The sequence below is a fragment of the Candidatus Aquicultor sp. genome, assembly GCF_054640775.1.
In genome coordinates this window covers 22,512-30,523 of sequence record NZ_JBTSLF010000010.1, presented here as the reverse complement: position 1 = coordinate 30,523, position 8,012 = coordinate 22,512, and the positions used below count along the sequence as shown (strand labels likewise).

General features: G+C 49.9%; 8 protein-coding genes. 3 read left to right on the top strand and 5 right to left on the bottom strand.

Annotated features, from left to right (window positions below; all coding sequences use genetic code 11):
- Nucleotides 1-225: 225 nt before the first annotated feature.
- The 5 genes from ACYC56_RS01875 to ACYC56_RS01855 form a co-directional block, all read right to left on the bottom strand.
- Entirely contained in the window at nt 226-1,113 is an 888-nt protein-coding gene (locus tag ACYC56_RS01875) for an anti-sigma factor family protein (RefSeq protein ID WP_461372480.1), read from the bottom strand.
- A gap of 44 nt (nt 1,114-1,157) precedes the next feature.
- Nucleotides 1,158-2,696, bottom strand: a complete 1,539-nt coding sequence (locus tag ACYC56_RS01870; RefSeq protein WP_461372479.1) for a zf-HC2 domain-containing protein — start codon at nt 2,694-2,696, stop codon at nt 1,158-1,160.
- A 143-nt stretch (nt 2,697-2,839) separates the two neighbouring features.
- The gene (locus ACYC56_RS01865) at nt 2,840-3,652 is read right to left on the bottom strand and encodes a NapC/NirT family cytochrome c (RefSeq protein ID WP_461372478.1); all 813 of its coding nucleotides are present in this window, start codon (nt 3,650-3,652) and stop codon (nt 2,840-2,842) included.
- 26 nt (nt 3,653-3,678) lie between these two features.
- Complete coding sequence (locus ACYC56_RS01860) at nt 3,679-4,533, bottom strand: NapC/NirT family cytochrome c (RefSeq protein ID WP_461372477.1); 855 nt, start codon at nt 4,531-4,533, stop codon at nt 3,679-3,681.
- Between the two features lie 345 nt (nt 4,534-4,878).
- On the bottom strand, nt 4,879-5,598 hold the full coding sequence (locus ACYC56_RS01855; protein ID WP_461372476.1) for a cytochrome c biogenesis CcdA family protein: 720 nt from the start codon (nt 5,596-5,598) through the stop codon (nt 4,879-4,881).
- A gap of 143 nt (nt 5,599-5,741) precedes the next feature.
- Between ACYC56_RS01855 and ACYC56_RS01850 the strand changes: the two genes are divergently transcribed.
- From ACYC56_RS01850 to ACYC56_RS01840, 3 genes are all read left to right on the top strand, one after another.
- Nucleotides 5,742-6,161 (top strand): BlaI/MecI/CopY family transcriptional regulator, encoded by a 420-nt coding sequence (locus ACYC56_RS01850; protein WP_461372475.1) that lies wholly within the window; start codon nt 5,742-5,744, stop codon nt 6,159-6,161.
- Entirely contained in the window at nt 6,158-7,162 is a 1,005-nt protein-coding gene (locus tag ACYC56_RS01845) for a M56 family metallopeptidase (RefSeq protein ID WP_461372474.1), read from the top strand. The genes ACYC56_RS01850 and ACYC56_RS01845 overlap by 4 nt, the downstream gene beginning before the upstream one ends.
- Before the next feature lie 185 nt (nt 7,163-7,347).
- Nucleotides 7,348-8,010 carry a Fe-S-containing protein gene (locus tag ACYC56_RS01840; RefSeq protein ID WP_461372473.1) on the top strand — a complete coding sequence of 221 codons (663 nt, stop codon included), beginning with the start codon at nt 7,348-7,350 and terminating at the stop codon, nt 8,008-8,010.
- Nucleotides 8,011-8,012: the final 2 nt, after the last annotated feature.

The following is an 8,012-nucleotide window of genomic DNA, read 5'->3' as shown; positions in this document are numbered from 1 at the left end:
TTGGTGCGGATTCCGGTGCTATCGGCTCTACTTGAGGTTGTTCAGGCGTTTCTGACATCGGTGCCCCATTTCTTCCAGACAGCCCTGCATGCAACGAATGCTTCAAATCAATTATGTAACAATACCATGCTACTGACAATAAGATTGTCAAGAAAATACCATAGTATTTAAAAGGATCGCTATAGGTACAAGGCAGGTTGCCAAATTGTAGGAAATACGGCGTGCTTACTCCGTATACACAATCGAATTCTTAGCTGCATCGATTGCGAATACCGAGGCTTTTGAGAGCCGCTCTGAGGGGTTACCGGTATTCCAGATAAGAACGACAAGCCATACGGGTTTGTCTCTAAATCGCGCCTTCTCGATATATGCGGGCAAGGCCGGTTTATTCAGTATCGCAAGCGCGGTGTTGACACAGCGCTGGGCGCACGCTCCATCCTCGCCGAGAAGCCGGGCTTTATCGGCGACCTGCATTACCAACCGGTCCTGAAGCGGGGTTGCTTGAGCTATCGAGTATTCGGAGCTATGGTCAAGGATTACCTCGTTCAACATGATGTCGCCGATATCATCACGGTCATATCGTTTATTTGATATCACGACCTGCGGGAGGGCCTTCTTCGAACTTACATAGCTCTCCGATTTCGTGAACTTTTCTGCGCCTGGCTCTACGGCTTTACTTTTCGCCGGTTTTGGCATTAAGGGGACCGTACTTACAGTTTCGGTCGGGGAAGGGTCAATCGCGGGTCTAGAAACCCACCATGAATACATCGTTACGACGCCGATGGTCATCAGCACAAGCCCGCTTAGAAACGCGGTCTCGGATGTAAAACTGATTATTTCCCGTCGCTGGACGACAAAAAACAACAAGAATTTATTGACTAAGTACCGTGGTCGCGAGCGACGGATAAACGAGCGAAATTTACCGGCAAGCGAGAGTGGCAATCCAATGCCATAGGTTGCCTTGAGGGCATCTGCCAGTTTCTCGATCTTCTTGGACTCGGTTGAGCAACCCGCACACGAGTCGAGGTGGGCCTCAAGTTCCACCCTATCGGACCGGTCCAGGTCTTTATCATAATATGCAGGGAGAAATAGTAGTGCTCTTTTGCAGTCCATTGCTCGTTTATCCTCCTTCGAGAGCAAGCCTCGGCGCATGAGAGTTAAGGCCGCCGCTTGCCTTGTAAATCGTAAAGCCTACTGTTTAGATAGCGCCAGAACATGTCTGTAACAGATTCGCCCCTATCGGAATGAACGGGCCTTCCATATTGAATAAATGTAAGGTCGGTTGTCGAATGACACTTCGCGCATGTCATGGGAAGGTTTGCTCTTGCCACGTGCGACACTGGGTTACTGGAGCGCTGGATATCGTGATAGCCGTGGCAATCCCAGCAGGCCGGCACATTTGCCGTGTTAAAGATAAAAGCCTTTCCGTGATAGTAGTCGTTGTACGGTTCCCAATAATCTTTATGACAGCTACCGCAGGTTTCTTGTACTTGAAGGCGCATTGCGACGCGCATTCGAGCGGTGTCATTCGACGCCGACGTGATATGGCCTCCATGACAATCAACGCAATCCGGCGCAAATGTGTCGCTTTTGCCTTTGTCTGCAGAGGCTGCCGCCCGGCCGTGTACACTTTGAGCATATACATCAGCCTGTGCTTTATGGTCGTGGCAGTTAACGCATGATTCTCGGGCCTTGGCTTTCCACTGAGATGGCTGAAATGAAGGGCTGTCGTTGTTAAAATTCGAGTGACAGGTTACGCAGTAGAGCGACCCGTGCGGGTTTACGGGCGGGCTCCCCATTTCGGCGTTTTGTGGCGCACGTGGCCAGCAATCGATTATTTTTGGAGTCGAAGGATCGATCGTGAAGACCGTTACTTGCGAGAGTGGTGCATCTTGAGTTCCGTTATCCCAGTTAAGGACGATGACCCAGAGCTTCTTATCATCTTTAAGCACCTCTTCAGCATATGAGGGAAGTGACGGCTTGCCCAGCAAGCGAAGCGCGAGCTTGACGCTTGCGGTAAACGACCCCGGTTGCTTGCCAGCCTCATTCACCCGATCTGCCATTGATGATACGAGTTTTTGCTGGTACGCCCGGGCCTCGATAACCCTGTATTGATGTGCGAACTTCACGATACTGATTCTTGTTGCCGCCTTTTCAGCGGTAGTAGCATCGTATTGCGTTGTCGAAAGCGATAATTCGGGTTGGTCCAGCGAGTCAAGCGGTTTAGGCTTAAGTGAGCCGTCTTTTTGTGTCCCAGCCCCAGAATCCAGGTCGTTTACGCTGGAAACGGTGGTATCTTGCGGTGAAAGGATGCCTTGGATTGAAGAGAACCCCGGACCGTGCGTTAACGAGAGGGGAACGGCGGCGATGGCCATAACGATTACAGCTATGGCCGCATATCTGATCACCGCCGAAAAACGGCGAAGTTCTGCATCGGGTTCGATCTCTGCGGCTATCAGGTCCTCGCGTCCCTTCAATGCCGCAACACTTCTTATTCTGATTCTGCGCCTGAGCCTACGCGGCAGCCTTCCGACGGGGATGCTTCGAATAAGCTCGGGGAGTTCTTGGAGTGTGGCATATGCCTGCGCGCAAGCCGGGCATGCTTTGAGGTGCTCAGTAACCTCTTTGCTTTGCTGCTTGTTGAGCTTCTTATCGTGATAATACGAAAGCAAAAACCGGGCTTGTTTGCAATCCATCGTTAGCACCTCAGCAAAATCATATAACGCGGAAGCGCTTCTTACAATAGGGACGTGCCAATGGGTATAGACAGGAGAGGGCGTATTCCTCTAGCAATCGGATTAAACTGACACAGGGGCTTAGCAGAAAGCCGCTTCGTATGCTATGGCTGGATACCGTGGCACCGTAAGCAGAACTCTGTCTTATGGCACGCGTTACAGCCCTTGCGATCGGCCTTGGCGTGCTGGCCATGATTGCTTCTCCACATGGTCAAATGGGATTGTGGTTTTTTCTTGTGGCACTGCATACACCAGTCAGGTCTCCAGTTGTGGCATTTGCCGCAGTTGATGACTTTTGACATCTGACCGTGTACCTGGAACCAGTTGGCTTTCTTGTGGCTTTCCGGAACCGCTTTTTTGGTGTGGCACGTACCGCATTTATCAGGAGCTTTCTTGCCGTCATGGCACGTCAGGCAGACCTCCATCTTCGGCTTCCTCTGGTCGGGATCGCCATGGACGACCCGTGAGTGGCAGGTCGGACAGGTAAGCCCCTTCTTAATATGCAACTCGTGCGGTACTTTAAGGTCGCCCGAGAACGAGAACAGCCTGTTCATCGAATGGCACTGCCCGCACGCCTCGTTTTCCGGCTCAAGCTCGCTGGCACGGATTTTCGGTGGATTGGGTTTATTCTGCTCGCTGAAGTGCGCGATGATTTCTTTATACGACGCCATCTTGTGAAACACGAGGTTGAAAAAACCTGGTTTTATGTGACACGAATTGCACGTTACCTCTGCGTGAACCGAATTCTTCCAGTTATTCCAGGCCGGGTGCATCTCGTGGCAGTTATAGCAGAAACCGGGTTGAGAAGTGAACTCAAGCGCAGCGTAGCTAAATATGCTAACCGCGACTAACGCGATGAGCGCCAATCTGACCCTTTTAGGGTTGTTTTGATAGTAATTGCGCACTTTTTCCAGCAATGAGTTCACGGTCTATTCTACCCTTCCTAGTCTTTAAATGGATCGTGACACCGGTAACAGAACGTCTCTGCATTATGACACACCAGGCAACCGCTCTTGTCAACCTTGGCGCGAATGCTATGGTACGTGCGCCACTTATCGGCGCCATAGTGGGTTGAAGGACGTTTGCTTTGGTGACACTTACTGCAGAAGTAAGGCGTCCAGCCATGACATTTCTTGCAATTATGATCGGGATGAGCTGCGTCCCTTGCTACCGTACTGTGAATCTCGAACCATTTCGGGGTTCTATGGCTATCCGGGACGGCTTTTTCAGTATGACAGTTTTTACACGTTAAGGTCGGCGCATAGTATGTTGCCGCCGTCTTGGCGCCGCCGCCGTGGCAGGTCAAGCATAATTCCATAGGCGGTCTGCGTATGAATTTTCCTTCCATCTGTGCGCCATGGACAACGGCAAAGTGGCACCGCACGCACGGTATTTTCTTCTTCTGGAAGTGTAAGTTGTGCGGAACGAGCAAGTCGCCCGATGGGGAAACATTACGCCAGCTTACATGGCAACGCTGGCATACGCTACTATCTATATGTTGTTCCGCCCTGATCGGCGTCGAATACGAGCCGGTTACATGGGCGAAGCCATCGGTGATTTTTTCCGGGATTCCGAGGATGAAGCCGTAATAGCCTGTAGCTTTGTGGTGACAACTCGTACAGGCGATCTTCTCGTGTGATGAACCCTGCCATGCCTTAACGTCGTTGTTCATCTCGTGGCACATATTGCAGGTCTGATAGCGGTTAACCATTGCATTCCCCGCAACCATGAATGCGATTACGAAAACTGCCAGCGCGCTAATTTGATATACTAGAAACCGTTTTTTTCTTGGGTCCATCGCTTAGTTAACCATCCTGATTTTAGTATCCTGCCCTGCGTTATAGACACTCATCGACCAATTTCAAATCGACTTTAGCGTTTAAGACACCGGCTTTTATGAGAACGCTTTATGTTCTAAGACATAAGAGATGCTTGCATCGTGCATACAAAATTTAATCGCTCGCTGTTATTTTAGCAAAATATGTCGGATTAATGAATGATTTGTTAAAAAAATAAACATTTGTTAATAATGTAAGGACGAATGCAACAATAGCAACAAAGCCATTACTATTATAAGGAGAACCACCTAGGAATTGTCAAGGAAATTTTTCCAACGGTGGTAAGATGAGCAGGTTATTTAGTTTTAACTTCCAAGCCCCTGGAATAAGCCGTTGATTAGGGTCAGTTTACCGCTCAGGATGAGAACACCCATTGCAAGAAGCAGCAGGCCGCTGATAATATTGATCACCCTGTAGTTTTTCTTAATCCACTTAAAGGCTCCAAGAGCTGTATTGAAGAAGAGCGCGGTCGCTATGAACGGAATACCAAGACCTAAAGCATAGATACTTAAGAGTATGGTTGCCTGGTTAACGTTTTGGCTGGTTGCGGCGACCATATAAATGGACGCGAGGATCGGGCCCACGCAGGGAGTCCAGGCAAAACCGAATGCCATTCCGAGCGGGAGCGCCCCCCAGAGTCCGAAGTTGCGCTTGTTTGTCTGGAATCGCTTCGTTCCATAGAGCTGCGGGATTTTGATAATATCCATCGTAAAGAGCGCAAATATTATGATTACAATGCCCGCGACCTTGGTCATAATCGATTTGTATGAGGTAAGCCAGGAGCCCGCAAGGCCCGCAGACGCACCGAGTGCCACGAAGATGATTGCAAAACCGATGACAAAAAGGATGGTTGCGATAAGTACCTTTACGCGTGATTGCCTAGAAGCTTCTCCGAGCTGATCCACCGATACTCCGGAGATAAATGACAGGTATCCTGGAATCAGCGGTAGCACACATGGTGAAATAAACGATATTATGCCTGCTGAGAAGGCCATAAGCATTGATACGTTAGCACTGGTTTCCATATATACCCCCTACCGGTATAAGTATTCTTGGTCTATTCTACCACAAGTCCGGTTTAGTTAAAGAGTATGCTAGTATTTTTATTGTCAAATCCCTGAAATAGAGATATACTACAAAGCATAGTAATCTATTTTAGAGGTTAATCGTGAAGAAGTTCAAGGTAGGCAGTTTCAGACCAAGTGAATCGGGAAGTAGAAAAGTACTGGGTGACCTCGAGGCCGATATCATGGATCTTATCTGGGAGCGTGAGATCGTAAGCGTGAGGGAAATCCACGCGCTTCTCGGGTGCAACCGGGAGATTGCTTACACCACCGTCATGACGGTTATGAGCCGCTTGTCGGATAAAGGTATCCTTCAAAAAGAGCGTGATGGTAAGCACTATCTTTACAGTGCGGCTATCACCAAAGATGAGTTCAGCCAGACGATGCTCGCTTCGATGATAGGCGGAATGAAAGACGACTTTGGTAGGCAAGCGCTGGCATTTTTTGTCGATAGCCTGACCGAGGATGACGAAACGCTCAACGAGCTTGAGAGGCTCATTCAAGAAAAAAGGAAACAGTCTTGAGTAAAGCGGACTTTTCATCGCGAAACGCACGGGTCAGCTTAATAGGGCTTATCGCGCTGGGTCTCGGAGCCATCACGGCAATTGCCTATAACATCGATAATTGGTTTGCCGGTGGGGTGGCGATGAAGCAGGTTGCTGAGACATGCAACGTGTTGGGATCCGGGTGCTCAAATGCCGTCACGTCGATTTTTCAAATCTTAGGAAGCCCGCAGCAAATTCTGTTGACGGTAGCTATAGCGGCGCTGATCGCCGCCGCGATAAAGGCGGTCTTTGTTGTCGCTTCAGCACGTAAGGTAGCGCGGCGTTATTCTCATACAGCCGAAGAATTCCCACGGCTTGATGCTATCCTCGGTAATCTGGATGCCACACATGTGCGCGTGCGGGTTGCGGATGATAGTGATATCTCGGCCTTTACCTATGGCGTAGTAAAGCCCACCATTTGTCTTTCTAGCGGACTCATCCAGAGTCTCAACGATAGCGAGCTTGCGGCGGTTGTTGCCCATGAAGTGGGTCACATCAAACGTCGAGACAACCTGGCCATTTTTCTTGCGCTGTTTATTAGGGATTTCTTGTGGCCGCTTCCTATTAGCCACCAGCTGTTTGCGATCTTCGTCAGTGAAAAAGAGTTTGCCGCCGATGAGTTTGCGGTTCGCGCGACGGGCGATCCGGTGGAGCTTGCGGGTGCGATAGTCTCCGTCGCCAAGGCGGTCTCTAGCAAAAAGGCATTATCTCCTGCATATGCTACATTTTTCTCAAACAAGGCCACGGCCAAGACCCGCATACACCGGCTGTTGCAATCCGGTGATACGGTACAGACCTCGGTGTTGAGGTTAATCACCGGCGCACTTATCAGCGCATTGATTCTGGCAAGCGTGGTTGGGCTCGCTTATGCGCAGCCATCGTTCGATGGTGGCGCCTATGGAAAGTGCAAGATGGGCGGCGTGTGCGCAAAGCATAATTATAGTTGCTGTAGCGATGCGCCCGCGCATGCTCAAAAGTAAAATTTTTTGGTGTTAATTACTATGGTATGTAGTAGTTATAGAGCGGGTTTAACACCCCGTGAGGTCCTTAAAAAATAATCTGCCGGTAAATCTAGCCACAGGCCTGACGATACTAAGAGATACCGGTGATACGTTGATCGCAGGTTGATCGACGTGAAAATAAATAGCTGAAGCGAGGTAGGAAAATGAGTAAAACCACGACACCGAAAAACAAAAGAGACCAGTTTGTGAATACGAAAGGCCCTTCAAAATCCATATATGTCGCGATAGCGGCAGTTGCGATTCTTGTGATGGTCGGTATCGGCTTCTATATGCGCTCAAGCAGCGCCCCGGCCGTAGCGCAAGCAGATCCGCGGGAGGCGAAATATATCGGGCGCTATTTGCCGAGCGGTTATGAGGAAGTCAAGCTGACCGAGCCCATCAAATTCGACAAGAGAATCGATATGACCGACATAACCCCGCAGATTCAAGGCGGCAAGATTCTCATCACAGCGGGTGATATCATAAGCAACCGGATCGTATATTTCGAGTACACCAGGCCGAGCGATAAGCAGATCATCTCGATGATGGCCTATATAAAGCCATCGGGCAAGTTGTTCACCGGCGTAAGCTTGTGCCCGCCATGCCAGGCCAAGCGGCAGTATTACGATGTAGACGGAATGCTTACCTGCGGCTCTTGTGCGACAAAAAGGGAACCGGAAAGCCAGGTCGGCCTTTCCGGGGCGTGCAAGCTGTACCCGTTTGACGAAATGCCGCATAAGCTGGTCGGCGATAAAATCCAGATAGCCGAGTCCGATTTAGCCAAGTGGACATCCCAACCCCTTGATAGGCCGGTTGGCGGACAATAAGT

What these genes read in the sequence shown, in the direction of transcription:
- ACYC56_RS01840 (WP_461372473.1), top strand. Translation starts at nt 7,348, where the DNA reads ATGAGTAAAACCACGACACCGAAAAACAAAAGAGACCAGTTTGTGAAT.
- ACYC56_RS01855 (WP_461372476.1), bottom strand. Translation starts at nt 5,598, where the DNA reads ATGGAAACCAGTGCTAACGTATCAATGCTTATGGCCTTCTCAGCAGGC.
- ACYC56_RS01870 (WP_461372479.1), bottom strand. Translation starts at nt 2,696, where the DNA reads ATGGATTGCAAACAAGCCCGGTTTTTGCTTTCGTATTATCACGATAAG.
- ACYC56_RS01875 (WP_461372480.1), bottom strand. Translation starts at nt 1,113, where the DNA reads ATGGACTGCAAAAGAGCACTACTATTTCTCCCTGCATATTATGATAAA.
- ACYC56_RS01860 (WP_461372477.1), bottom strand. Translation starts at nt 4,533, where the DNA reads ATGGACCCAAGAAAAAAACGGTTTCTAGTATATCAAATTAGCGCGCTG.